Source organism: Spirosoma oryzicola, from assembly GCF_021233055.1.
GTDB classification, from domain to species: Bacteria; Bacteroidota; Bacteroidia; order Cytophagales; family Spirosomataceae; genus Spirosoma; species Spirosoma oryzicola.
Window position 1 is genome coordinate 4,421,990 of sequence record NZ_CP089538.1, and the last position, 23,964, is coordinate 4,445,953.

Consider the following 23,964-nt stretch of genomic DNA (forward strand, 5'->3'; position numbering starts at 1 on the left):
GCAAATAGCGCTAAAACAAACCTGATCCGAATAGATGATCAAGCGATACCGGTTCGTTGTGCAGAACAAAAATGTACACTAACACAGCAAGTACTAAATAACTAAAGGCAAGCCACTTCTTTTTCTGAGCGAACTCAAGCGGATGGTGATAGTAGTCGTAAATCATTGATGCTGACAGTCCCATTACCATCAAAAAAAACGAGAACACCCCAAAATCGGTACGGTACATACTCACCGAATGCATGAACCGCGCCCCCGACACAATATAAAGCAGCCAGCAAGCAAAGCCCGCCCGGTAAAGGTAGACGCTCAGCCGCCTGTCATTTTTTAGATCAAAGAGATCGTCGGTGAATTTCTCGGACATGATATGGGTTGTTTGAATTACGAAGCCGCCCGTGCGGTGAAAATACAAACTCTACGCTATAAACGCAAAAAGTACGATGCTTGATTCACAACCAGTTGACGCCGTCCAAGAATTTAATACCATGCAGGTAGAACTCGTTCGTGTTGACGATGCCTTTCACTTTGAAGCCGTCGGCACATCGGGGGTAGCTCAGCACATCGACGCAGCAACGGATATTGGTGGCCATAACGCGGGCGCGCGCCCGATGGAAATGCTGCTGATGGGACTTGCGGGTTGCTCGGCTATTGATGTCATTCTTATCCTTCAGAAACAAAAGCAGGTTATCGAGGACTTTCGTTTAAAGGTGGACGGTCTGCGGGAGAAAGGCGCTACGCCCGCACCGTTCAAGAAAATACATATCACTTATTTGCTGAAAGGCCAGCTAAGCGAAGACAAAGTCAAACGAGCTATCGATCTATCGATGGATAAATACTGCTCGGCAACGGCTCAATTCCGGCCATCCGCCGAAATAACCTATTCATTCGAGATTTCTGAGTAACTCCGTAAGCCTCTGAGACGATCAGCGATCATCTCAGAGGCTCTCGAACGGTTATGATTTGTACGCTGATTTTTTACGGAGGGCATCGTAGCGTAGCAGCCCTTCCAGAAAATAGTAATCTGCGTAGATCAGGGGCGTATCAATTTCGCTCTTGCCGGGTTTGTTGCCCACGCTATGCTTCAGGATAAAGTTGTTGTTCTCTCCTGCATTAGCTTTATAGGCCGGACTCGCCAGACTTTGCAGCATCTTTACTGCCGATTGGTAATACGTTTTGGCCGAAGGACCACCGTAGGTCGATAATTCAAGCAGCGCTGAAGCCGCAATAGCTCCCGCCGACGCATCACGCTCCTCATTTGGGATGTTAGGCGCATTGAAATCCCAGTACGGAATCTTGTCTGCTGGCAAGTTTGGGTGATTTAGATAAAAATCGGCAATATGCCGGGCCTGCTCCAGATACTTTTTGTCTTTCGTTTCGCGGTACATCACCGTATACCCATACAAACCCCACGCCTGTCCACGCGCCCAGGCCGAATTATCAGCCGCTCCCTGTGCTGTTTTCTTATCGGCTACGGTGCCATCTGAGTTATAACAAACTACGTGATAGCTACTATGATCAGGCCGGAAATGATTTTTCAGGGTGTTATCGGCGTGCGTAATGGCGATGTTGCGTAGCTCTTTATTACCGGATTCCTTGGCGGCCCAGAACAGAAACTCCAGATTCATCATATTGTCGATGATCACCGGGTAATTGTAGTTCTGAAATTTGTTCCACGACTTGATCACCCCCACTTTAGGATCAAAACGAGTGGCCAGCGACTTGGCTCCGGTCAGCATAATCGGCTTGTACGCTTCGTTTTTGGTTAAGCGATACCCGTTTCCAAACGGACAATACAGCATAAAGCCGAGGTCGTGCGTACCCGTATTGTACTGTTCCTTCGCTACCGCCATCGACCATTTGTGAGCTGCTTCTTTCAAGGCCGGGGTCTTGGTCCGCTCATACAAATACCATAACGATCCTCCGAAGAATCCACTGCACCACCAGTCTGACTTCATATTGCGGATGCTCCCGTCAGGATTGGTCGATTGGGGAAATTTGGTGGTGTCAGGGTGGGTTTTCAGCATGCCTTCATACTGCTGAGCGGCAAACGCAAACTCTTTGTCAACGTCGATGGGCGACTGAGCCGCGACGGAAAAGGTTAGCAAGGCTAAGGGAATAATGAAAAAACGTTTCATAAAAAATGAGAGTTAGGAAAGTCCGTTGTGTTACCGCAGATCGGCAATGGCTGTCATGTCCATATCGGCGTAGTCTGTATTTTCACCCGCCATACCCCAGATAAATGAGTAGTTCGTTGTGCCGCAACCTGAATGGATGGACCACGGTGGCGATAAAACAGCCTGATGATTGGCGACCAGCAAATGCCGGGTCTCGGTGGGTTGTCCCATCAGATGAACAATCCGGTGGGCCGGGTCGAGATCGAAGTAAAAGTAAGCTTCCATCCGCCGGTCGTGAACGTGGGCAGGCATCGTATTCCAGACACTACCCGGCTGGAGAATAGTAAGCCCCATCACCAGTTGGCAACTCGGCAACCCGTCGCGATGAATGTAGCGGTAGATCACCCGTTCGTTAGCACCTTCTTTCGATCCCATCGGTGCCGAAAACACATCCTGCTGTGCCGCTTTCTGGGTTGGATAACTCGTATGTGCCGGAGCTGACAGCAAGTAATAAAGAGCCGGATCGTTGGCGTTCTGACTCCCAAACGTGATGTGACGGCTTCCGCGCCCGATGTATAAGCAATCCAGTTTACCCAGTTCGTACGCTTGCCCATCGACCTGAATGGTTCCAGCGCCCCCCACATTGATCACCCCCAGTTCACGTCGTTCCAAAAAGTAATCGCTTTTCAGTTCGCTGTAGGTTGGCAGCTCTGTCGATGTGTCAACGGGCTTGGCACCACCGACGATAACCCGATCGAAATGGCTATAACACAGTTGCACGGTGTCGGCAACAAAAAGGGTTTCAATCAGAAAGTTCTCTCGAAGGCCATTCGTATCTAAACGACGGGTTTCGTTTGGTCCAATTGCGTAACGTACCTGCATGGGTAAAGTATGATAGTTAATGCTAATGAAAGGCTGTTTTCTCTGGTAAATCCAATTTCTATCGTCGGTAATCTACCCGATTGAACTACCTCAATCACTGGCTTTTTCCTGAATATTACCCGAATTATACAACTATTCGCAAGAATCAGCTGACAAAATCCTTGATAATGGCGACGATTTTTATGCAAACGATGCCGCAACCGTTTGCATTCTGAGCGGAACAGAATGCCGCTTGGTCTATTTTTCCGCCGATATTTTTTGGTGAAGCGTTTATGAAGGTACCTGAGTATTTGTGAAGAGCCGGAGACGGTCTAAGAAATCTACAATCCGGCTATTTGCCAACGCGAAGCCATGCGTGTGGGCAGGAGGGGCTACATAATCTACTATCCGACTGGGTTAGCAGAACGATCTACACCGAATAGAGATAGCTGTGACGCATGATGCGTGAGGGTAGCAAGTGGGATTCTTTGTTTTCCTGAATCGACAAAGGAAGTGTTTGAGTTGGTCCTCGTCTTTTTCTGGTCAGCCTTAATGGGATAAAGAAACAAAAAGGGCTGATGTAAAAAGACGTCTACACGCCCACATCAGCCCTTTTTAGTCACTACTGTTTTTTGATATCACCCCGAATCTCCCCGGCAGGGTAGAGCGTAGTGTGCAGGTTTGCGTAGTAGAATCCGTTCAGCATGCTATCCACTTTCGTCTGTGGCAAAGCAGCTGTCGTTCCCGTGATTGGCGATGTAAGGCTATTAAACGGAACGTCGATGGGACCAGTACCGTTTGCGTTCGTGATCCGGTGCAAATGCCCACCCGTCAGCGATGACGAGAACGGACCCGTATAAGTAAGCGTGTAGCTGAGCACCCGCGTCGTCGTGTTCAGATCGCCAACGAAATTACCGGTAGCAGTTGATGTGGTTGACGTCGGTTTCTCACTGGCACCGTTTAGGGTTGCCACCAGACGCGTGGTTGTTGGTGTTGTCGTACTGGGAACAGTGGTTGGGTTCTCTTCGTCTTTGCACGACATAAACGACATTCCTAGTGCCAGAAAGGCTACCATTGAGAAGAGTGTGTTTTTTTTGATCATAAAATTAGGGTGTCTGTGTACTGATGTTAAAAGATCGGAGACGAACAAAGGTACGCAGTTTCAATAAGTAGAATAGAGGAATAAACGGTTTATTGCTTAGCATTGAACAAACCGAGGAAACGGGCAAACTGTTTACGTCTCGATAAGGACTCTAACGACTCATTGTCAGATTATTTCCAAAACGCGACAGAATCTTCTAATTTTGAGCCACGAACAGGAATCCATTTTGTGAATTCCTTGGTTATTTCTATAGAGTATACCTTTTTTAGTAACCCCGTTATCTTATTTGCTATGGCTTTTGATTTAGACATGATTCAGCGCGTTTACGCAAACCTCGGCGAACGCGTCGAAGCAGCCCGGAAGGCAGTGGGCAGACCGCTGACCTTGTCGGAAAAGGTTTTATACAGCCACCTGTTTGCCGGAACGCCCACGCAGGCGTTTGAGCGGGGTAAGGCCTACGTGGATTTTGCACCCGACCGGGTAGCGATGCAGGATGCTACGGCTCAAATGGCTCTGCTGCAATTTATGCAGGCAGGTCGGCCTCAGGTAGCCGTTCCGTCAACTGTTCACTGTGACCACCTCATTCAGGCCGAAGTAGGTGCTGACAAAGATCTGGATATTGCTAAGAGCAAAAACAAAGAAGTATACGACTTTCTGTCGTCTATTTCCAATAAATATGGCATTGGCTTCTGGAAGCCCGGCGCCGGTATCATTCACCAGGTCGTGATTGAGAACTACGCGTTTCCGGGTGGTATGATGATCGGTACGGACTCACACACGCCAAACGCGGGTGGTCTGGGTATGATCGCTATCGGTGTTGGTGGTGCGGATGCCTGCGACGTGATGGCTGGTCTGGCCTGGGAACTGAAGATGCCGAAACTGATTGGCGTGAAGTTAACCGGTAAACTAAGCGGATGGGCGTCAGCGAAAGACGTTATCCTGCGGGTAGCTGGTATCCTGACCGTAAAAGGCGGTACGGGCTGCATCGTTGAGTATTTTGGCGAAGGGGCTGAAAGCTTGTCAGCAACGGGTAAAGGAACGATCTGTAACATGGGTGCTGAGATCGGTGCGACTACCTCGATCTTCGCTTATGACGAAAAGATGGCCGATTACCTGCGCGCTACAAACCGCGCCGATATTGCCGACGCAGCGACTGCCGTAAAAGCTGATCTTCGTTCGGACGAAGAAGTATACGCTGATCCGGCTACGTATTACGATCAATTAATCGAAATTAACCTATCGGAACTGGAGCCGCACATCAACGGTCCGTTCACGCCCGATCTTGCGTGGCCGCTGTCGAACTTTGCGAAAGCCGTAAAAGAAAACAACTGGCCTGAGAAACTTGAAGTAGGTCTGATCGGTTCGTGCACCAACTCGAGCTACGAAGACATGACCCGTTCGGCTTCGGTAGCAGCACAAGCAACAGCGAAGAACCTGAAAACGAAAGCTGAATTCACGGTAACGCCGGGTTCAGAATTGGTTCGGTTCACGGCTGAGCGTGACGGTCTGCTGGATACGTTCGAAGAAATCGGTGGTGTCGTCCTGGCGAACGCTTGCGGTCCTTGTATTGGTCAATGGGCACGTCATATGGACGATCCAACCCGTAAGAACTCGATTATTACGTCATTCAACCGGAACTTCGCGAAACGGAACGACGGTAACGCCAGCACGCACGCGTTCGTAGCCTCGCCTGAAATTGTAACGGCATTGGCGATTGCGGGTGATCTGACGTTCAACCCGATGACCGATACGCTGACCAACGAAGCAGGTGAGCAGGTTATGCTTGACGAGCCACAAGGTATCGAGCAGCCCGTTAAAGGCTATGCCGTTGACGATGCTGGTTATCAGGCTCCGGCAGCCGATGGCTCAGGGGTACAGGTTATCGTTAGCCCAACCTCGGATCGTCTGCAACTGCTGGCTCCGTTCGCAGCTTGGGAAGGTACTGATCTAACGGGTCTGAAACTGCTGATTAAAGCGAAAGGCAAGTGTACGACTGACCATATTTCGATGGCAGGTCCGTGGTTGAAATACCGTGGTCACCTCGACAACATCTCGAACAACATGCTGATCGGTGCGGTGAACTACTTCAACGAGAAAACCAACAGCGTGAAAAACCAACTGACGGGCGAGTACGGCGAAGTTCCAGCCGTACAGCGGGCTTACAAAGCAGCTGGCATCGGTTCGATTGTGGTTGGTGACGAAAACTACGGTGAAGGTTCATCGCGCGAACATGCCGCTATGGAGCCTCGCTTCCTGGGCGTTCGGGCGATCCTGGTGCGTTCATTCGCCCGGATTCACGAAACGAACCTGAAAAAACAAGGTATGCTGGCGTTGACCTTCGCGAATCCTGCCGATTACGACAAGATTCAGGAAGATGATGTCATCGACATCGAAGGACTGACCGAATTTGCACCAGGTCGCCCGCTCGAAATCGTGCTGCATCACGCCGATGGTACGACGGACGAGTTCCTGGTTAACCATACCTACAACGAAGGTCAGATCGAGTGGTTCAAAGCCGGTGCTGCTCTGAACATCATTCGGATGAAGCAGAACGCATAAGCACCTGCATTCGTTATTGTCAATAAACCCGATCCGCTGGCGGATCGGGTTTATTTTTTTTAGAATTAGTACAACTACTCAGGCTGGTAAGACAGCGTGAAGGATTTATAAACGTCGTTGCTCCAGGACTGACGGTTTTCGAGTACCAGTTGCCCGGTTCCCACCCGCAGTACGTGAATGTGCACCGTTCTGATGCCTCCTCCCCCAATACCAGCCGATTCGTAAAGCGTATACGCGTTATTGACAATGGTTAGCTGCTCGTTGTTTATCTGAGTTATTTCCCAACGGTACCCGGTAGTGGGGTTCTCCTCGAGCCGCAACTCAATCTGATCGCCTTCCGCCACAGCAATCGTCTCTTGGCTGACGCTATCGGTCACTTGAATTGTTTTCATAAGATTAAACACACCCTGTAGTCACTTCCGTCTGTTATCCGATTAGGCGTCGAAAGCTGTAGTTTTCGCAAAAGACCGTTACCACACGTAAATTTCCGTCGTTACGCCAGCGTCGATGGCGTAATCGATTCTTGAATTTTTCGCACGGGCAGCCGATGCCAGTGTAGTCATGGCTTCACAGGCCGCATCGGTATTGGTCGTTAGCTTTACCCAGCCCGTTCCGTTGATACTCATCCAGGAGTTGCGGGCATTGAACGTCGTGTACAAACCGTTGACTCGCTTATCCGTATTCCAGACAGCCGCTCCGATAGCATCGTTCTGACTAGCGGAAGTCGGAGGAGTCAGCGTGGGATCCGTCATAACATCAAGGGCTGATTTACTGGACTCACTGATTGGAAGGGATGGTGGCGTACCGTTCACGGCAACAGTGACGGCGCCATCGGTAGGCGGATTTTTCTGGGGAGATGTCATTTTCTTAGACATGTTAAGAATTATTTTTTAAAACACGTAAGCAGTGGTAATCAAACCATTATCGACGTACACATTCACGTCCGCGTTGGTAATTTTAGCGGTTGCAAGCTGCGTCAGCGTGTTGATGAACCCATCATCGTTGTTGTTGGAAATTTTCTTCCAACCTTCGTCCGACAGGTAAGCCCAGGCGTTGCGTTCTTCGTTTTTCGTCCAGAGACCAACCACTTTTTTAGTATTAATCCAGCGCGTGTCCACAATGGAATTCGCACCCATCATTTCCGAATCGATACCACATTGTCCGTACCCGATTCTAAAAAAACCGTTATCACCCCAGCCCGTCCCCCAACTATTTTTAGCGATCCAGCATCCGGCACCGTCATCGTAGCCAATAATGCAGACGCAGTGTCCACCCTCGAGTTTATTCGATGTTTTCTTGTAAACACCGGACTTATAGCTGTAAAAATCGTCGTATACGGTAAAACAGGCTTCCATGGGACCGTTCTTGGAAATCCAGTCCTTCATGTCGGCGATGTTGGTCAATCGGGTGTAGCCGCTGATCTTGGTTACGCGGTTGGCCCAGTCGGCACAGCGCCCGGTGCAGTTTTGGTCACCGGCTGTGTAGGGGTAGCACGTTTCGTCGGTAACTCCGATATCCCGAAAACCGTCCATCGCCGGACCCGGCCACCAGCCTCCCGAACTTCCCCCGCAGGTCCGCCCCTGCGAACGGGCGATGCAGTAAAACAAATGAGCCTCTGACAAATCAACGGGATAGGCTGCCCCACGAATGATTTTCAAGCGGCTTTCTACGGCCGCAACCGTTCCAAAAGCCACGCAGGAACCGCAGCCCCCCTGATTTTTCACACCCGTTACAAAATTTTGCCCGTTGACATTCCGCCAATCGATAGAAGCGGGTGCCATTATGGCTTCATTGCTTGCCAAATTCGCTTGATACGCATCGAGATTGGCCGCTGCAATCTGTTCCTGCTCTTCAAGGCTGGGTTCGTTCGGACCGGGGACGTAGCCCAGATAATTCCGGCGCTCCTCCTCCGACAAATTGTTGAGCGATGTAAAACCAGCGGTCCATGTGTGACCTGAGCTGGCAATTGCTTCCTGAATGGCTCGTAACTCTTCTGAATTTGCCATGTTTTTTTGGTTTGGGAAAAGGTTATCACTGAAGCGTATGATCGGTGAACAATTCCGTACCGCTTCCTCAGGGTGTCGGCCAAGACGCCTGCGCAGTTTACAAAACCGACATGGTCAGGTTTGCGAACCAGACAGCTATTTTATTCGCTTCGCGAGCAGCGATAACAGGCAATCTGGCAATGGTACGGATTTACGCATGGATCAATAAGCCCACTCAAAAACTTCATAAGCAAAGTAATAGCGCAGTACTATTACTACTTCGTTTTCTTGATTTATCGGTATAACTATCTGATTATCAAATAAAATCATGTGAATATAGGATACTACCGGTACGACGATTTCAATAAGCGACGGACAAGTAAGCGCTCCCGAAAAACCAACTCCCTCTATCGATACAAGCCGTCAAAAACAGCGGGGCCGGGCCATTTCGAAAAATGGCCCGGCCCCGCTATGCATACCGATTTTTGGCAGATCGGTACTTTTGTCTATGGATACGCTACGGCGTTCGTGTCAAACTCGAATTGGTTTCTGAATTTATTTTAGTTTTTCCATTGCCTTCTTCATGCCAGCAAATTGCCGTTTCTTCTGCAATACGACTGGCGCGGCAACTCGTTCACGACAATCGAATAGACCACAACGTTCACAGGCTTCGTTGACCACCCGATGCGGAACTTCGTTCGATGCCGTATTCATAAATTTCATTTTACTTCTTAATGCGTCATTCACGGCAAAGCACATGGAAACACTGATGTTCTGCTGCGTCTGGGAATGAAACGGATGGGCGACGGAAACAATAAGGTACTGAAGACCCGAATCCGCGTATTCGGAGAGTTGCGCCCGACAAAGCGTTTCGTCAAAGCCTTTGGTTTGCTGAAGAGACTGGAGTTCCTGCAAAATCGTCCAGGCGATCCACCGTCGGCAAAAATGTTCGTCAACAATACCCCGTGGTCCTTGCTGACGCGACAGATGCATCTCTTTGGTTAACTGAAACGTAGACTGTCCGGCAGTATGGTTGAAGCGGTAAAAGAATAACTGGTCGATACCAAAGTGGCTCGGCAACACATTACTCAGCCGATAGAAGAACCGCTCGGGTGTTGAGCCAAAATCGGCGATGAGCTGTAAAAAAGCTTCGTTACTCCAGGTATCACGCGCAAATAAATCCGTCAATCTGGCAACGAGTGCGTCGCGCCGAATGAGAATCGCTCCCGCAAAATACGAAGCTTTATAGTTGTTCAGGATCTGTTCAAACGACTCGGCTTCAACCCATGAATACGTATAGGGCCTGTTTTTCAGATTCATGTACTGAAAGCCAACCTCCCGCGCCAAAATAAACGACCGTTGTTCTCCCGACAGGGCGACATTCAGGTATAACCGGCGGTGTTCGGGGCGGAACACGGAGCGCAGGGATACCAGCTCGGGTTGCGTAAGCGGATCAAAAAACTCAATCTGAACTTCGTAGCGCGTCTTGAGTAAATTCATCAGCAACGCTTCACTGACCGGCTGTCCAGCCTGAGCAAAATCATTCAGAAAGCGCTCGGCGTCGGCTTCGATCTCCGGAAAATGGTTGTCGTGCATTTCCTGATACGACCGTAGCATAGCCAGGTATAACCGCTCAACACTCATGTTGTAACTCAGCGCAATGTCCATGAACGTGCGGATCATGGCACTCACCTTGGCGGGGGCTTCAGCCAGTAACTCCAGCAGATCGGAAGGGTCGATTCCGAACAGTTCGAGTGGAATTTCGGTCAGAAACTTTGAGCGGAGCAAGTCCGAAATTGGCTCTAGCTTTTTGCTTAGTTTTAGCGAAACCAGCGTATCGTAATCCACTTGCATCGCATTGGCCAACGCAGCTATCTTATCCGCTTTAGGGTATTTCCGGCCTTTTTCGATCTCGGTAACGTAGGAAACCGAAAGCCCTGACTGCTGTGCCAGCTCACTGACTGACAAGCCTTTGTCTAATCGCATCTGGCGCATTTTCAGGCCAAATAACAGGCGTATATGGTCAGCGGGTAGATTCAATGGATACGTGAGTAATTAATGAGAAGATAGACCGTACGGCGAGACGGCCGACTAATAATATGCTATTAAAGAATTGGTAAAATTACAAAACTGTAGCGAATCAACCTTATACGTCTGCTCATAGATCTCACTCATAGTAACATGAATTATCAGGTAATATCAAAAATAGTGTAGCTCTGAACAGCAACAAATAGTAAAAAACAGTGGCAACATAAGTGACTCCTGATTAATTCGTCAGTCAATAAGTTACAAACTACCTTAGTTATGGATACGCAGGATACGATCAAGTACAAATATGAAGCGTTAAAAGCGGCCAGCGTTTCACAGGATCTTGGCACAATAAACGATCTTGTCGTTGATATTCTTTCGTTGCTCCATAAAGAATGGAGTAGCGTAGCTGGTATTCAGAAAGATACGTTTGAAGAGGCTTATTGTCAGGTAGATAACACATTCGCTGCTCATAAAAAAACAAAGCAGGACACCAGCAACAGCAGTTATTTGAATGAAATTGGCTTGCAAATTGGCCGTGATTTGTATCCGGTCCTATCCTCCCCCACCCGACGCTCGCCCGTAAAAAATAAGTATACCATAAGCTAACCTATTGTTTTACCATATAGCCTCTACTGAGTACAAGGTGACGTTTTACCGGGCTGGGTGCCCATAACCTCACTTTCTGTTTGCTAGGTGGCAAGGCTATTAAAGAGTCTGGTTATCATCTTGTTGGATTTTATATTCTTACTTCTAGCAACGATGATGCTCTTTATCAATGGAACCAGCCGGGGCATCCAGTGCTCGAACTTAGGTTATTGGGTAAAAGACTACGAGTCGGCTTTCGAAACGTTAACGCAGTTGGTAGCTGAGCAGTGGACCTTGCAGGACGCTACCATTGTCGATGAGCATAATCGTATGAGCATACCCGTAGAAGCGTTTGACGGGCAACCAATCCAAGTACACATTCACACCCTGCAACAACAATGGAACCGCATCTTGTTCGCTAAACCTGAACTGCTAGAACTATCGGACGAACAATGGCTCAAAAATCACTTCACCCAGCTAGATACGTATTATAAGGACATGTTGACGCATTTAGAAAAAATGATTGTCCTGTACGAAATAAGAAAAACAAAGCTGAATGTTATGCGTGACAAAGACCTTAGAACTCGCGTAAGAGCACAGTATGACCTGCTGTTGGAAGGCAACAAAAGAATGTACAAGCAGATAAGAAACAGTCGTCAGAAAAACCAGATTCGGCTCAATCGATTTGACAAGGAAACGTAGCTACATAACTGCTCTGCTGTTTGTTAAGCTTCGTCTATTGCTATCGTTCGAATTTTGAACGCTTGCTGCTGAGCATCTTCCGCTTTCTGCCAGTACGTTTGGGCAGCTTCAGGATTGCCCCCTTCGTCAAACGCTTGGGCCGCCTGGTTCATCAAGATCGTTACTTCGTCCAGGCTACGGACAGCACTCCATAACGAATCTTCTACACCTTGTTTTATTTCGGCCAACAACGAACTGGCTGTATAAGCATGGCCGGTATGGCAGCGGTACCGGATAATCGTACCCTCCCGGATGCTGACCAATGAACCATGACATTGCGGACAGGTTAACGGCGTTAACTCTCCTTCTTGCAAAATATTCATAGCAAATGCACTATCAGTCATTGCGGTTTTAACTTCTGTTTCCATTCGCTTACGCTCTAGCCCGGAGAGAGTCGGTTGCGGGCTGACATCCTGCTGAATCAGTTCACTCAGTAAAGGAGCTAACTGAGCCAGTTCAACAACATAATCGACTTCTACATGCTGCTGGACACTTTCGGGCATACTGGGATACATGGCTTCCTCAGGCTGCTGAATAACGCTTATTCCGCCTAGCCGCTTGATCGACCACATGCCGGACGTTCCGTCGTCGAGCAGCCCTGTCAGGACAATACCAATCACGCGTGGACCGTACGTATAGGCAGCAGAACGAAATAACGCGTCAATAGACGGACGAAAGCGGTTCTCTTTTGGCCCTTTCTTGACTAATACACGATCTTCTTCTATGAGCAAATGATGGTCAGGCGGAGCGACATAGATATGTCCTGTTTTAATGGACTCTCCATCGACCGCATGAGACGCGGGTAACTTACCAGAGAAATTAAGAATCGTAGGTAGGTAGCTGGTCGTATAAGGTGCCACATGCTGAACGATGAAAATTGAAGCGGGTAAGTCGGCGGGTAGCGTAGCAGCTAGCTCTTTGAGAGCGTAAATGCCACCGGCTGAAGCGCCGATTACGATGATGTCACGTTTAGCCATATACTGATAGTGGAGTAAGTCCTACTATGACAGGGTCGTAAGACAACAGGTTTGTACGAAACCCTGATAAGCTGAATTAGTGAGGCAAAGGAGTTTATTGGTACTTCTTCATTAGCACACCAAAATCTGCTTCGGGCCATTCGCCTTTACGTGGCTTTTCGGTATTGCCTGAATAGGTAAACATCCTAATGGTAACATAAGAATCGGGCAAACGGACGCAAAAATAAAGCCCGGACCAGTTCAGGTTCGGGCTTGTTCATGTCTTAACGTTGAGTGAGAAGCAATCGATCTATAGCTAGGCTACATGTAAAAGTAGCGAACAACTGAAGTATGAAGTAATCGTATGAATCATCGTTTGCCTAAATCATGCCACATATGCTTTCTATACATAATTTACTGTATATAAGCACCTTGCGACTTGGTCCACAAGTATGAAATAGCTAATATTGTGGCTTTTTTACTCAATAGTGTACTGACAAGCACACATACCAGATGTACTTGCTGAAAGTAATCTTGTTTGTGCGTTACAAGTTTTCGACCCGATTTTTGATGCAGCTATAAACCCAGCAGGGAAGGTCTATCACGCTGGACAAATTGAGGATATTAAAAAGACTAGTTCATATAATTATTAAGATATTTCCATATAAAATAAATCGGTAACAAAACTATTTGCGTTTATATACCACATACCACTTCACTAATTAGCTATGAATAAGAATAAGCCAAAGCTCAGACCAGATCAGGTGTCTAAAGAAGGCCTTAGCATTCAGGAGTTTACAAATCTGTTTGCTCAATATAAAAGAGCGATGTACGAAAGCCTGTACCAGCCAAAAGGAAATCTCCAGCCTTTGTATTGTCCGCTACCCATTCGATAAGTTGTATAAAAAGCGTTTTTCCGAACAACGTAAAAACGGTCTGTGCACAATCAATGATTAGATCTTCTCATTAGCAGAAATCTATATACCTCTCTCTACTAGCTGTAAATAGGCATGGCCTTCTATAGCTAGCAGAGGAATTTTGCGGCAATATTGATAATACTTGACAATTGTTAGGCTAAGTCGAAAGGCATTTAGAAGACTATTGTATGCGTAGTCTATAGTGCAGATAACTGTTGCGTTACTTGCATTATTACCAAACAGCAGAAAGCCCGATACGAAGTTCGTACCGGGCTTTTGTTATTCATTGTATCTCTTTTGCAGAGAGAGAGGGATTCGAACCCCCGGACCTGTTACAGTCTTCGGTTTTCAAGACCGACGCAATCGACCACTCTGCCATCTCTCTTTACGGGTGCAAATATACGAACGTTTTGAGATTTGTCAACCCATAACGGAACATTTTAGGGCAAAAAGCGTAATTTTGGGCAATGTTTAAAGAGCGAAAACGTAAATGAGCGGATGTACAGTACGCTTCCATTACTCATAAACCTTTTCCTCTTTCATTCTTTCGCTCTTTATAATGGACGCAACAGAATCGTTACCCACGCTTGACACTGCCCGCAAACTGGGCTTGCTCCCCGACGAATTTGACCGTATCAACCAGATCCTGGGTCGTCAGCCAAATTTTACTGAACTGAGTATCTTCTCGGTGATGTGGTCGGAACATTGCTCGTATAAGAACTCCATCGTCTGGCTTAAGACCCTCCCCCGCGACTCGGAACGGATGCTGGCAAAAGCCGGAGAAGAAAACGCCGGACTGGTTGACATTGGCGACGGGCTAGCCTGCTCGTTTAAAATCGAATCCCACAACCACCCTTCCGCCCTGGAACCTTACCAGGGTGCTGCAACGGGCGTTGGTGGTATCAACCGCGACATTTTTACGATGGGCGCGCGACCCATTGCCCAGCTCAACTCGCTTCGTTTTGGTAGCCTCGATCTGCCAAAAACCAAACGGTTGTTGCGCGGTGTCGTCAAAGGGATTGGCGATTATGGCAACGCATTCGGCATTCCGACCGTTGGTGGTGAAATCTATTTTGACGAGTGTTACAACACAAACCCCCTCGTCAATGCCTTTTCAGCAGGTATTGTTGAGGTCGGCAAAGTAGCGAAAGCCACTTCGTACGGCGTCGGCAATCCAGTATTTATCGTTGGCTCGGCAACGGGCAAAGACGGTATCCACGGGGCTACGTTTGCGTCGGAAGATATCTCGGCAGCATCGACGGATAAGTTGCCTGCGGTTCAGGTGGGCGATCCGTTCATGGAGAAGTTGCTGTTGGAAGCCACGCTCGAAATCATTGCAACGGGCTACGTGATCGGCATTCAGGATATGGGTGCGGCTGGTATTATCTGCTCGACATCTGAAATGAGCGCCAAAGGTGAGCACGGCATGATTATCGACCTGGATAAAGTGCCTACGCGCCAACCTAACATGGCTCCTTTTGAAATATTGCTTTCTGAATCGCAGGAACGAATGCTGGTTGTGATTGAGAAAGGAAAAGAATCCGTTATCCAAGCTATTTTCGACAAGTGGGATTTGAACTGCGCGCAGATCGGTGAAGTAACCGATACGCAACGCCTGCATTTCTACCGTTATGGCGAACTCGTGGCCGATGTTCCGGCTTATGATCTTGTGCTAGGTGGCGGGGCTCCGCAATATCATCGCGAATACAGCGAACCGGCCTATATCAAAGAGTACGCCAAATTCGATCCATCGGACGTGGATGATCTGGAAAAAGATGAATTGAAGAAAGTAGCCCAGCACCTGCTATCGCACCCGAATATCTGCTCCCGCAAATGGGTCTACGAACAGTATGACTCGATGGTAGGTACTGCCAATCGGAGCACCAATGCGCCTTCTGACGCTGCTATCGTGCGCGTAAAAGGTTCTGACAAATCCATTGTTATTACGGTTGACTGCAACAGTCGCTACGTCAATGCCAACCCGCGCAAGGGAGCAATGATCGCCGTTGCCGAAGCCGCCCGGAACATTGTTTGTTCGGGTGGTGAGCCGCTGGCCGTTACCAACAACCTGAACTTTGGTAATCCTTACGTGCCGGAGGTTTACTGGCAGTTTGTGGAAGCCGTACAGGGAATGGGTGAAGCCTGCCGCCGGTTCAGTACGCCCGTGACCGGTGGTAACGTTAGCTTCTACAACCAAAGCTCTGATGACGGTCCGGTCTTTCCGACACCAACCATCGGCATGCTGGGCCTGATGGAAGATCCGACGCACCAGATGACACTCGATTTCAAGAATGAAGGTGATTTGATTTTCCTGGTGGGTCCCATAACCGATGATATTGCTTCGTCGGAGTACCTGTACTCATACCGGGGTATCAAAGCGTCTCCGGCACCAAGTTTCGATTTCGAAACCGAATGGCGTGTTCAGGAGTCGATCAAAACCATGATCCGCAACGGCTGGATTCAGTCGGCGCACGATATTTCGGACGGTGGCCTGTTCGTTACGCTGGCTGAGTCGGCAATGGCGGGAGGTAAAGGATTCCAGATTGAGACCGATGATCGCTATCGGTTGGACGCGTTCCTGTTTGGCGAAAGCCAGAGCCGGGTCGTAGTTTCCGTTTCGCCCGACAAGCAGCATCTGGTCGCCAATTATCTGGAAGATACGATCCTTCCTTTCCGGTACCTGGGTAAAGTGACGGCGGGCGGTTTTGACGTCGACGACGTGGCCGTTGCCGACTTCGCCGACGCAAAAGCTCTTTATGATAACGCACTGGGCAAGATCATGGGCAACTAACTCCGTATAGCCATGAATAAAGCTTATTTTGAAGCGTACCTAGAACGCCAGAAAGCCGCTTACGATGCCATTCCAATCGATCAGGTTGAACGAATCATCAACCTGATCAAAACGTGTTGGGAAGAAGATCGGCAGCTTTTTGCCTTTGGCAACGGGGGAAGCGCGTCAAACGTATCGCATTTTATCACCGATCTCGGCAAAAGTGCGTCTGACTGCATGGGCAAGCGTTTTCGCTGTCATTCCCTGAACGAAAGTATTTCGTGGATAACAGCCTTAGGAAATGATTATGCCTACGAAGATGTGTACGTGCAGCAACTGCATAACTACGCTCAACCCGGTGATCTGGTGCTAACGCTGAGCGTTAGCGGTAATTCCCCCAATGTGGTCAAAGCTGTCCACTGGGCCAAGGAACATGGGCTGAAAACGGTAGCGTTAGTCGGTGGTAAAGGTGGCCGTTTGGCTGCTATCGCGGACGAAGTGATTATCGTTCAGGATGAGCATTACGGTCGTGTCGAAGATGCGCAGATGACTATTTGTCACATGCTTTGCTACGGCTTTATTGATACAGTGTAGAAAAGAAGTAAGTAGAGACGTAAAATACGTCTCTACTTATCATGAATAGCGGTCATTCCGCCAGGGGTAAGCGGTATTGGAATAGCCGCGTTCTTCCCAGAACCCTAGCTGGTTCTTTGTCAGAAACTCAATTCGCTTAATCCACTTCGACCCTTTCCAGGCGTAAAGCTGCGGAGTAATCATGCGCAATGGTCCACCGTGTTCACGAGCGAGTGGCTGACCGTCGGCGGTATGAACGAGCAATACGTCGAGCTTCAAGGCTTCTTCCAGCGATAGATTTGTCGAGTAACCGTCGTATCCATAGCACATTACGTGCGTCGCCGTTTCTTTGGGTTCGGCCAGAGCTGCCAAATCCATGAACCGAACGCCTACCCAGGGTACGTTCAGCCGTGACCAGGTTGTCACGCAATGAAAATCACTCGTATCCTCAACCTGTGGTAAAGCCATCAGATCGTCCCACTTGAGCCGAACGGGGTTGTTTACCTCACCGTCGATGTTTAGCTGCCATTTGTCGAGCGGGATGTTTGGCTGGTAACCAAGATCCAGAACCGGCCATTTAGCCGTTACCGTTTGCCCAATCGGTACGGTAGGCATTCCATGTCGATTTAGCGGGCCGGTGCCACGGGGCGTCTCATCGATCATCGATGGCGTCTGGGCGATTTTCTCCTCAAACCGTCGTTTCAGCTTCATCCGGGCTTCAACGATCCGGTCAAGTTTATCCGTCTGTTCGGATGGTGTGTTCGTGTCCATACGTTTACTGTTTCCTATACAACTACAAACGACAGGGGTAGTTTAAGCGACCCGAACGTAACTTCCCAGTAGCTTAACTTCGGCAGCGTGGTGGTTTAGAATTTCCTGCAAAGCCGGTTCGTCCGAGTGACCTTCGCACTCAATCAGGAACCAGTAGCGGAACGTCGCACCTTCCCGCAGGGGACGGCTTTCGATCTTGGTCAGGTTGATTTTACGTGCGTTAAATTCCTGAAGAAACTCCGCAAGTACCCCCGGCGATTCGGTATTGGCAAGCTTGGCAATGAGGGTGGTCTTGTCGCTACCGCTTGGCTGATTCTTAAAGTTTTTCGCCAGAATCAGAAATCGCGTCCGGTTGAGGTCGCTGTCTTCAATGTTATCAAACAGAATCGGAACGTCGAACAACTTGGCTGCAATATGCGAACAGACTGCCGCCGTATTCGGCTCCAGCGCAGCTAGTTTGGCAGCTCTCGATGTCGACTCAACCGGGATCAGCTCCGCCTGTAGCCCTTCGAACGAATCTTTAAGAAATTTGCTACACTGCCGGAACGCAATGTCCTTGGAATAGATATGCGTGATGCTAGCGAGATTATCGGCTTGGGAAGCAAAGGTAAAGTGAACCGGTATCTGCGCTTCAGCCGCGATGGATAGATCTTTTTCGAGAAGCAGGTCGATGGTTTCCAGTACCACCCCTTCCTGGTTGTTCTCGATAGGAACGACCCCAAAGCGTACTCTGCCGGTTTCCACGCTTTCAAACACCGAGCGGATGGTAGGTAACGCCATGTATGCGCTCATCGCCCCAAAACGACTCTCGGCGGCCTGATGCGTAAAGCTTCCTTCTGGTCCCAGGAAGGCTACTCGTTCGGGTAATTCGAGGTTACGCGAAACGGCAAAGATTTCGAGAAAAATAGCTTCGATGGCTGAGCGGTTCATTAAACCGTCGTTCATCTGCTGCAAACGGTCTATTATTTGCTTTTCGCGCTCGGGCCGGTAGATAACGGTATTGGAGGAGCGCTTTAGCTCGCCAACCTGACGAACCAGCTCCATTCGTTGGTTCAACAACGAAAGTAACTGATCATCAATGGTGTCGATGCTATTACGGAGGGATTCGAGAGTCATTCTACTACGGTTTCAGCTTTAAGTTTTCAGTTTTCGGCCACGCTGATTTGCAAATGACCCACTGAAAACTGAAAACTCAAAAACTGTAAACCTAAAACTTACGCTAAAGCGGCATCTTCGATGTCTTTTTCAATGCGGAGGTTATCGATAATGAACCGCTGACGGTCGGGCGTATTCTTGCCCATGTAATAACTGAGCAGCTTGGAGATTGAGGTTTCTTTCTCCATAATCACCGGCTCCAGACGCATGTTTTCGCCGATGAACAGTCCGAACTCTTCCGGCGAAATCTCCCCTAGTCCCTTGAACCGGGTGATCTCCACCTTTTTGCCCCCTTTGGTCAACTTATCGATGGCCGCCTGTTTCTCTTCGTCCGAATAACAATAGGTTGTCTCTTTGTGATTCTTTGGATTGCGTACCCGGAACAAAGGAGTTTCAAGAATGTACAAATGCCCGTTCCGAACCAGATCGGGGAAGAATTGCAGGAAGAAGGTCAGCATCAGCAGCCGGATGTGCATGCCGTCAACGTCGGCGTCCGTGGCAATCACGATTCGATTGTAACGCAATCCTTCCAGGCCATCTTCAATATCGAGGGCGTGCTGAAGCAAGTTAAATTCCTCGTTTTCATATACCACTTTCTTGGTCAGGCCAAAGCAGTTGAGCGGTTTACCCCGCAAGCTAAATACTGCCTGCGACTGTACGTTGCGCGATTTTGTGATTGATCCACTCGCCGAATCTCCCTCGGTAATGAACAGGGTCGATTGATAGCGATCTTCCGCTTTCAGGTCGGGCAGGTGGTTGCGACAGTCACGCAGCTTTTTGTTGTGAAGACTCGCTTTTTTGGCACGATCATTGGCCAATTTCTTGATGCCAGCGAGTTCCTTCCGCTCCCGTTCCGATTGCTCAATCCGCTTTTTAAGCGCATCGCGCACGGTGGGGTTCATATGAAGAAAATCGTCCAGGCGCTCTTTAATGAAATCTTTGACAAATGAGTTGACGGACTGCGCATTCGGCTCGGGCGACATGTTGATCGAACCCAGCTTCGTTTTGGTCTGCGATTCGAAGACCGGCTCCTGAACCCGAATACTGATGGCCGCAATAATTGACGCACGGACATCGGCTACGTCATAATTCTTGTCAAAGTGTTTGCGAATGGTTTCAACCACGGCTTCGCGCAGGGCCTGGAGGTGGGTTCCTCCCTGGGTTGTATACTGCCCGTTAACGAACGAGTAGTATTCTTCCCCGTATTGATTACCGTGCGTCATAGCGACTTCCAGATCATGCCCTTTCAGGTGAATAATCGGGTAGCGCAAGGAGTCTTCGTCTTTTTTGGTCTTGTCCCGAAGAAGGTCGAGCAAGCCATTCTGCGAAACGTATTTTTGTTTGTTAAACGTAATGGTCAGACCCGCATTCAGGTAGCAGTAATTCCAGACCATGTTTTCCAGAAACTGCGGGATATAATGAAAATGCTTAAACACCGTATCGTCCGGCTCGAAACAGATAAGCGTTCCGTTGCGCTCGTTCGTCGGCTCGTCCCCCTGATTTTTCAGTTCGCCCCGGTCAAACTCAGCCCAGACGGTCCGACCATCACGAAATGCCTGTACCCGAAAGTAGCTCGACAGCGCGTTCACGGCTTTGGTGCCGACACCGTTCAGGCCCACCGATTTCTGAAAGGCTCCGGAATCGTATTTACCACCGGTGTTGATTTTAGAAACGACTTCAACCACTTTACCGAGCGGAATTCCCCGACCGTAGTCACGAACTTCGACCCGGTGATCGGTTACACGCACGTCGATGTTCTTCCCAAAGCCCATCACGTGTTCGTCAATGCAGTTGTCGATGGTTTCTTTGAGCAGAACGTATATACCGTCGTCGGCGGCTGATCCGTCGCCAAGTTTACCAATATACATGCCCGGCCGCAGACGAATGTGTTCACGCCAATCAAGGGATCGGATGCTGTCTTCGTTGTACTGCGCGGGCTGAGGTGTCTGTTCTGTCATAGACGATTTATAGGTATTTTAAAGTAAAGCAACTAACGCTGCCTACTAACGTGTAAATTGTAACATTAGAAAAATCATACCAGCATGAGGTATGGAAAGAAAAGGTTCCTTACAGTAAGAAATCGTTCATAATCCGGCAAAAGTTCATTTACTTTGCCGACTGAACACAAGAAACGTACTACACAGGCAATTATGTCGTTACATACAAGCCCATACAACTGCTTAAGCGGTAGGCTTCGACATCTTAAAAATATGCAAAAAATTCGAAATAATCACAACTTCGTGTTAAAATATTTTTACGACATTACGGCTCTATTCACGCGTCAACTAAGCACTAGCCTCACCATAGTCAGTGTAGTTTTATTTAGCCTGTCTGCACAGGCACAGGTAGCACCTGCCCCAGCTGCTGGCACCGGAGCAGGTAGCGGAGCTTCGGGAACATCGGGTGCGGGTGGCGTGCGTTCGGGCGCTTCTCCAGGCGCAACGCAGGGCGCGCCCGCCGGTTCAGGGGTTGCGTTGCCACCAGGTGTCAACATAAATAATCTGCCTGCCAATATACAACAGCAAATCCGGCAACAAGCCGGACAGGGAAACGGCAGAGGAGCTAACGGCGCAACGACACCTGCCGACCAGTCGACCAGTCAGAACGAGCGTAACATAGACTCGACAGGCACGGGTGTAGAAACCAACCAAAAGAATACGGCTGTAGAATCCGGTTATGAAGCTGCCCGTCGTCAAGAACAGGAAGAGCAACGACGGAAGATATTTGGCTATTCACTTTTCAATGATCCAGCCATTCAGGCAACGTTCCAGCCTAACGTAAACATGGCGACCCCCCGGAACTACATCGTTGGTCCCGGCGATCAGCTCAACATTCGCCTGTACGGCTTTTCAGAATTTGACTTTAGTCAGAAAGTATCGCCGGAAGGGGCGGTCTACTTTGCCAATCAAACCGGTATAGGTCCTATTTACGTCACAGGCCTGACCGTTGAACAGGCTAAAGCAAGAATGGTCAGCCGACTAGCTACCAAATTTGTCGGGCTTCGCAATTCATCGTACGGTCCGGCCAATACGTTTCTGGAAGTATCATTGGGTACGATTCGAAGCATTCGGGTAACGGTAACGGGTGATGCGGTCCGGCCTGGTACGTACACCATGTCGTCGTTGTCAACCGTTATGAACGCCATCTATCAGGCTGGTGGTCCCAACGAGCTAGGTTCGTTCAGAAGAGTACAGTTGATTCGTAATAACAAAGTTGTTGCAACGCTTGATTTATACGATTACCTGCTCAACGGCACACAACGAAACGATTTCCGTCTACAGGACAACGACAATATTCGCTTTACGACCTACCTCGAGCACGTTGAAATAACGGGAACCGTCAAGCGCAATAATATCTTTGAAATGATACCGGGCGAAACCTTTGACCGGCTCCTGTTTTACGCTGGTGATTTCGCGGCTAATGCCTACAAAGGGCGGGTTAAAGTCAGACGCTTAACGGATCGTGAATTGAAAGTAGTGGATGTCACAACGTCCGAGTTTAAAACCTTCGTGATGCAGGATGGAGACTTGGTAACGGTTGAACAACTACTGGATCGTTTTGAGAACCAGGTTACCATTGAAGGAGCTGTGTACCGCCCTGGTCAGTACTCGCTCGATCAGAATAAGTCTCTGAAGCAACTCATCAATTCGGCAGAGGGCCTCAAAGGCGATGCGTTTCAAGGACGCGTAAACATTATCAGAACGCGTGAAGACTTAGCCATCGAAAACATCACGGTCAATCTGGGTGATATTTTGGCAGGAACAGCTCCCGACCTTCAGCTACAGCGCGAAGACCAGATCATCATCACGTCTCGCTTCGACTTGGCCGAGCAAGCGGCTATATCCGTACAGGGAGAAGTCAATTTGCCAATCGAGGGCGTTCCCTACATGGCGAACATGACACTCGAAGATGCCTTGTTACGGGCTGGTGGCTTAAAAGAGTCAGCCGCAGCTTCGCTGGTGGAAGTTGTGCGTCGTAAAAAAGATGCTGATCCTCGTTCGTCTTCTGCACAGATTGCGGAGACGTTCCGATTCAATGTTAACCGGGATCTGTCTATCGGTGCCGATCAGAACAGATTCGTGCTGGAGCCTTTCGACCAGGTTATTGTTCGGAGATCACCTAACTACCGCGTACAGACCTACGCGAACGTAGAAGGTGAAGTGATCATACCAGGCGCTTATCCAATCCGTAGCAAAGACCAGAAAATTTCGGATCTGGTAACATTGGCGGGCGGTCTGACTCCCCAGGCCTACGTTGAAGGAGCTACACTGATTCGACGCGTACAACTCAGTGCCGATGAGCTAGCCCGGCGCCAAAAGTCGGTCGAAGACTTAGCGGAAGCAACAACTACCGGCAAAGCTGTTGTGGAAACCGAAACGCTGTCGCCTGATCAGCCTGAATCGATTGGTATCAACCTAAAGAAAATCCTAACTCAACCTGGGTCATCGGAAGACATTCTGGTGCAGGAAGGCGACATTTTACGGATTCCTAAATTATTAGAAACAGTACGGGTTCAAGGCGAAGTATTGCTACCAACAACGGTGAAATTCCGCACGGGCCAGACCTTCCAGGATTATATTTCACAATCGGGCGGCTTTACATCGAAGTCGCAACGGCGGAAGTCGTTTATTGTGTACGCGAATGGATCGGTTGACCGGACACGTAAATTTATATTCTTCAACATTTATCCAAGAGTTGAGCCCGGATCGGAAGTAATTATTCCGAAAAAGACGTCTGTACCGTTGACGCCACAACAGATTCTAAGCTCTACAGCAGGTACTATCTCATCACTGCTGTCTGTAATTGGACTAGTCATTGCCTTAAGTAACGTTGCTAGATAAACC

20 protein-coding genes and 1 tRNA gene are annotated in these 23,964 nt (G+C 48.9%); 8 read left to right on the forward strand and 13 right to left on the reverse strand.

Features of this window, described 5'->3' with window-relative positions:
- Positions 1-10 precede the first annotated feature (10 nt).
- Positions 11-364, reverse strand: coding sequence for a hypothetical protein (locus tag LQ777_RS18780; protein WP_232559475.1), 354 nt, complete (start codon positions 362-364; stop codon positions 11-13).
- A gap of 76 nt (positions 365-440) precedes the next feature.
- Between LQ777_RS18780 and LQ777_RS18785 the strand changes: the two genes are divergently transcribed.
- Positions 441-902, forward strand: coding sequence for an OsmC family protein (locus LQ777_RS18785; protein ID WP_232559476.1), 462 nt, complete (start codon positions 441-443; stop codon positions 900-902).
- A 51-nt stretch (positions 903-953) separates the two neighbouring features.
- Here the strand turns inward: LQ777_RS18785 and LQ777_RS18790 are convergent, their stop codons facing one another.
- The 3 genes from LQ777_RS18790 to LQ777_RS18800 form a co-directional block, all read right to left on the reverse strand.
- Complete coding sequence (locus LQ777_RS18790) at positions 954-2,135, reverse strand: glycoside hydrolase family 88 protein (RefSeq protein WP_232559477.1); 1,182 nt, start codon at positions 2,133-2,135, stop codon at positions 954-956.
- A 30-nt stretch (positions 2,136-2,165) separates the two neighbouring features.
- On the reverse strand, positions 2,166-2,996 hold the full coding sequence (kduI, locus tag LQ777_RS18795) for a 5-dehydro-4-deoxy-D-glucuronate isomerase (protein WP_232559478.1): 831 nt from the start codon (positions 2,994-2,996) through the stop codon (positions 2,166-2,168).
- A gap of 601 nt (positions 2,997-3,597) precedes the next feature.
- Positions 3,598-4,074 (reverse strand): CHRD domain-containing protein, encoded by a 477-nt coding sequence (locus LQ777_RS18800; protein WP_232562873.1) that lies wholly within the window; start codon positions 4,072-4,074, stop codon positions 3,598-3,600.
- 294 nt (positions 4,075-4,368) lie between these two features.
- Between LQ777_RS18800 and LQ777_RS18805 the strand changes: the two genes are divergently transcribed.
- Positions 4,369-6,636, forward strand: coding sequence for an aconitate hydratase (locus LQ777_RS18805; RefSeq protein ID WP_232559479.1), 2,268 nt, complete (start codon positions 4,369-4,371; stop codon positions 6,634-6,636).
- Positions 6,637-6,710: 74 nt separating this feature from the next.
- Here the strand turns inward: LQ777_RS18805 and LQ777_RS18810 are convergent, their stop codons facing one another.
- The 4 genes from LQ777_RS18810 to LQ777_RS18825 all read right to left on the reverse strand — a co-directional run bounded on the left by LQ777_RS18810 (position 6,711) and on the right by LQ777_RS18825 (position 10,661).
- Positions 6,711-7,028 carry a protease inhibitor I42 family protein gene (locus LQ777_RS18810; RefSeq protein ID WP_232559480.1) on the reverse strand — a complete coding sequence of 106 codons (318 nt, stop codon included), beginning with the start codon at positions 7,026-7,028 and terminating at the stop codon, positions 6,711-6,713.
- A gap of 78 nt (positions 7,029-7,106) precedes the next feature.
- Positions 7,107-7,511: a hypothetical protein gene (locus LQ777_RS18815; protein WP_232559481.1), complete on the reverse strand. Its 405-nt coding sequence runs from the start codon at positions 7,509-7,511 to the stop codon at positions 7,107-7,109.
- A 15-nt stretch (positions 7,512-7,526) separates the two neighbouring features.
- Positions 7,527-8,642: a C1 family peptidase gene (locus tag LQ777_RS18820; protein WP_232559482.1), complete on the reverse strand. Its 1,116-nt coding sequence runs from the start codon at positions 8,640-8,642 to the stop codon at positions 7,527-7,529.
- A 534-nt stretch (positions 8,643-9,176) separates the two neighbouring features.
- Positions 9,177-10,661: a helix-turn-helix domain-containing protein gene (locus LQ777_RS18825; RefSeq protein WP_232559483.1), complete on the reverse strand. Its 1,485-nt coding sequence runs from the start codon at positions 10,659-10,661 to the stop codon at positions 9,177-9,179.
- Positions 10,662-10,925: 264 nt separating this feature from the next.
- On the opposite strand from LQ777_RS18825, the gene LQ777_RS18830 reads away from it, so the two are divergent.
- Both LQ777_RS18830 and LQ777_RS18835 read left to right on the forward strand, forming a co-directional pair.
- A complete protein-coding gene (locus LQ777_RS18830; RefSeq protein WP_232559484.1) occupies positions 10,926-11,258 on the forward strand; it encodes a hypothetical protein in 333 nt (110 codons plus the stop codon).
- A gap of 153 nt (positions 11,259-11,411) precedes the next feature.
- Positions 11,412-11,939: a hypothetical protein gene (locus LQ777_RS18835; RefSeq protein WP_232559485.1), complete on the forward strand. Its 528-nt coding sequence runs from the start codon at positions 11,412-11,414 to the stop codon at positions 11,937-11,939.
- Positions 11,940-11,962: 23 nt separating this feature from the next.
- Here the strand turns inward: LQ777_RS18835 and LQ777_RS18840 are convergent, their stop codons facing one another.
- Entirely contained in the window at positions 11,963-12,955 is a 993-nt protein-coding gene (locus tag LQ777_RS18840) for a chemotaxis protein CheB (RefSeq protein WP_232559486.1), read from the reverse strand.
- Between the two features lie 707 nt (positions 12,956-13,662).
- Between LQ777_RS18840 and LQ777_RS18845 the strand changes: the two genes are divergently transcribed.
- Positions 13,663-13,830, forward strand: a complete 168-nt coding sequence (locus tag LQ777_RS18845) for a hypothetical protein (protein ID WP_232559487.1) — start codon at positions 13,663-13,665, stop codon at positions 13,828-13,830.
- A gap of 321 nt (positions 13,831-14,151) precedes the next feature.
- Here the strand turns inward: LQ777_RS18845 and LQ777_RS18850 are convergent.
- Positions 14,152-14,236: transfer RNA gene (locus LQ777_RS18850), tRNA-Ser, on the reverse strand.
- A gap of 174 nt (positions 14,237-14,410) precedes the next feature.
- On the opposite strand from LQ777_RS18850, the gene purL reads away from it, so the two are divergent.
- Together purL and LQ777_RS18860 are read left to right on the forward strand one after the other, a co-directional pair.
- Positions 14,411-16,642, forward strand: a complete 2,232-nt coding sequence (gene purL, locus LQ777_RS18855) for a phosphoribosylformylglycinamidine synthase subunit PurL (RefSeq protein ID WP_232559488.1) — start codon at positions 14,411-14,413, stop codon at positions 16,640-16,642.
- A 12-nt stretch (positions 16,643-16,654) separates the two neighbouring features.
- Positions 16,655-17,215, forward strand: coding sequence for a D-sedoheptulose-7-phosphate isomerase (locus LQ777_RS18860; protein ID WP_232559489.1), 561 nt, complete (start codon positions 16,655-16,657; stop codon positions 17,213-17,215).
- 39 nt (positions 17,216-17,254) lie between these two features.
- Here LQ777_RS18860 and LQ777_RS18865 read toward each other — a convergent pair whose 3' ends face one another.
- From LQ777_RS18865 to LQ777_RS18875, 3 genes are all read right to left on the reverse strand, one after another.
- Positions 17,255-17,965 carry a sulfite oxidase-like oxidoreductase gene (locus LQ777_RS18865; RefSeq protein WP_232559490.1) on the reverse strand — a complete coding sequence of 237 codons (711 nt, stop codon included), beginning with the start codon at positions 17,963-17,965 and terminating at the stop codon, positions 17,255-17,257.
- Positions 17,966-18,007: 42 nt separating this feature from the next.
- On the reverse strand, positions 18,008-19,081 hold the full coding sequence (pheA, locus tag LQ777_RS18870) for a prephenate dehydratase (RefSeq protein ID WP_232559491.1): 1,074 nt from the start codon (positions 19,079-19,081) through the stop codon (positions 18,008-18,010).
- Between the two features lie 98 nt (positions 19,082-19,179).
- A complete protein-coding gene (locus tag LQ777_RS18875) occupies positions 19,180-21,078 on the reverse strand; it encodes a DNA topoisomerase IV subunit B (protein ID WP_232559492.1) in 1,899 nt (632 codons plus the stop codon).
- 252 nt (positions 21,079-21,330) lie between these two features.
- Here LQ777_RS18875 and LQ777_RS18880 point away from each other — a divergent pair, with 252 nt between their 5' ends.
- On the forward strand, positions 21,331-23,961 hold the full coding sequence (locus LQ777_RS18880) for a polysaccharide biosynthesis/export family protein (RefSeq protein ID WP_232559493.1): 2,631 nt from the start codon (positions 21,331-21,333) through the stop codon (positions 23,959-23,961).
- Positions 23,962-23,964 lie beyond the last annotated feature (3 nt).

Excerpts from the sequence above, each read along its gene's own strand:
- LQ777_RS18780 (WP_232559475.1), bottom strand. The coding sequence starts at position 364 with ATGTCCGAGAAATTCACCGACGATCTCTTTGATCTAAAAAATGACAGG.
- LQ777_RS18805 (WP_232559479.1), top strand. The coding sequence starts at position 4,369 with ATGGCTTTTGATTTAGACATGATTCAGCGCGTTTACGCAAACCTCGGC.
- LQ777_RS18810 (WP_232559480.1), bottom strand. The coding sequence starts at position 7,028 with ATGAAAACAATTCAAGTGACCGATAGCGTCAGCCAAGAGACGATTGCT.
- LQ777_RS18815 (WP_232559481.1), bottom strand. The coding sequence starts at position 7,511 with ATGTCTAAGAAAATGACATCTCCCCAGAAAAATCCGCCTACCGATGGC.
- LQ777_RS18820 (WP_232559482.1), bottom strand. The coding sequence starts at position 8,642 with ATGGCAAATTCAGAAGAGTTACGAGCCATTCAGGAAGCAATTGCCAGC.
- LQ777_RS18845 (WP_232559487.1), top strand. The coding sequence starts at position 13,663 with ATGAATAAGAATAAGCCAAAGCTCAGACCAGATCAGGTGTCTAAAGAA.
- kduI (WP_232559478.1), bottom strand. The coding sequence starts at position 2,996 with ATGCAGGTACGTTACGCAATTGGACCAAACGAAACCCGTCGTTTAGAT.
- purL (WP_232559488.1), top strand. The coding sequence starts at position 14,411 with ATGGACGCAACAGAATCGTTACCCACGCTTGACACTGCCCGCAAACTG.
- LQ777_RS18835 (WP_232559485.1), top strand. The coding sequence starts at position 11,412 with ATGATGCTCTTTATCAATGGAACCAGCCGGGGCATCCAGTGCTCGAAC.
- LQ777_RS18865 (WP_232559490.1), bottom strand. The coding sequence starts at position 17,965 with ATGGACACGAACACACCATCCGAACAGACGGATAAACTTGACCGGATC.
- LQ777_RS18785 (WP_232559476.1), top strand. The coding sequence starts at position 441 with ATGCTTGATTCACAACCAGTTGACGCCGTCCAAGAATTTAATACCATG.
- LQ777_RS18860 (WP_232559489.1), top strand. The coding sequence starts at position 16,655 with ATGAATAAAGCTTATTTTGAAGCGTACCTAGAACGCCAGAAAGCCGCT.
- LQ777_RS18830 (WP_232559484.1), top strand. The coding sequence starts at position 10,926 with ATGGATACGCAGGATACGATCAAGTACAAATATGAAGCGTTAAAAGCG.
- LQ777_RS18880 (WP_232559493.1), top strand. The coding sequence starts at position 21,331 with ATGCAAAAAATTCGAAATAATCACAACTTCGTGTTAAAATATTTTTAC.
- LQ777_RS18840 (WP_232559486.1), bottom strand. The coding sequence starts at position 12,955 with ATGGCTAAACGTGACATCATCGTAATCGGCGCTTCAGCCGGTGGCATT.
- pheA (WP_232559491.1), bottom strand. The coding sequence starts at position 19,081 with ATGACTCTCGAATCCCTCCGTAATAGCATCGACACCATTGATGATCAG.
- LQ777_RS18790 (WP_232559477.1), bottom strand. The coding sequence starts at position 2,135 with ATGAAACGTTTTTTCATTATTCCCTTAGCCTTGCTAACCTTTTCCGTC.
- LQ777_RS18875 (WP_232559492.1), bottom strand. The coding sequence starts at position 21,078 with ATGACAGAACAGACACCTCAGCCCGCGCAGTACAACGAAGACAGCATC.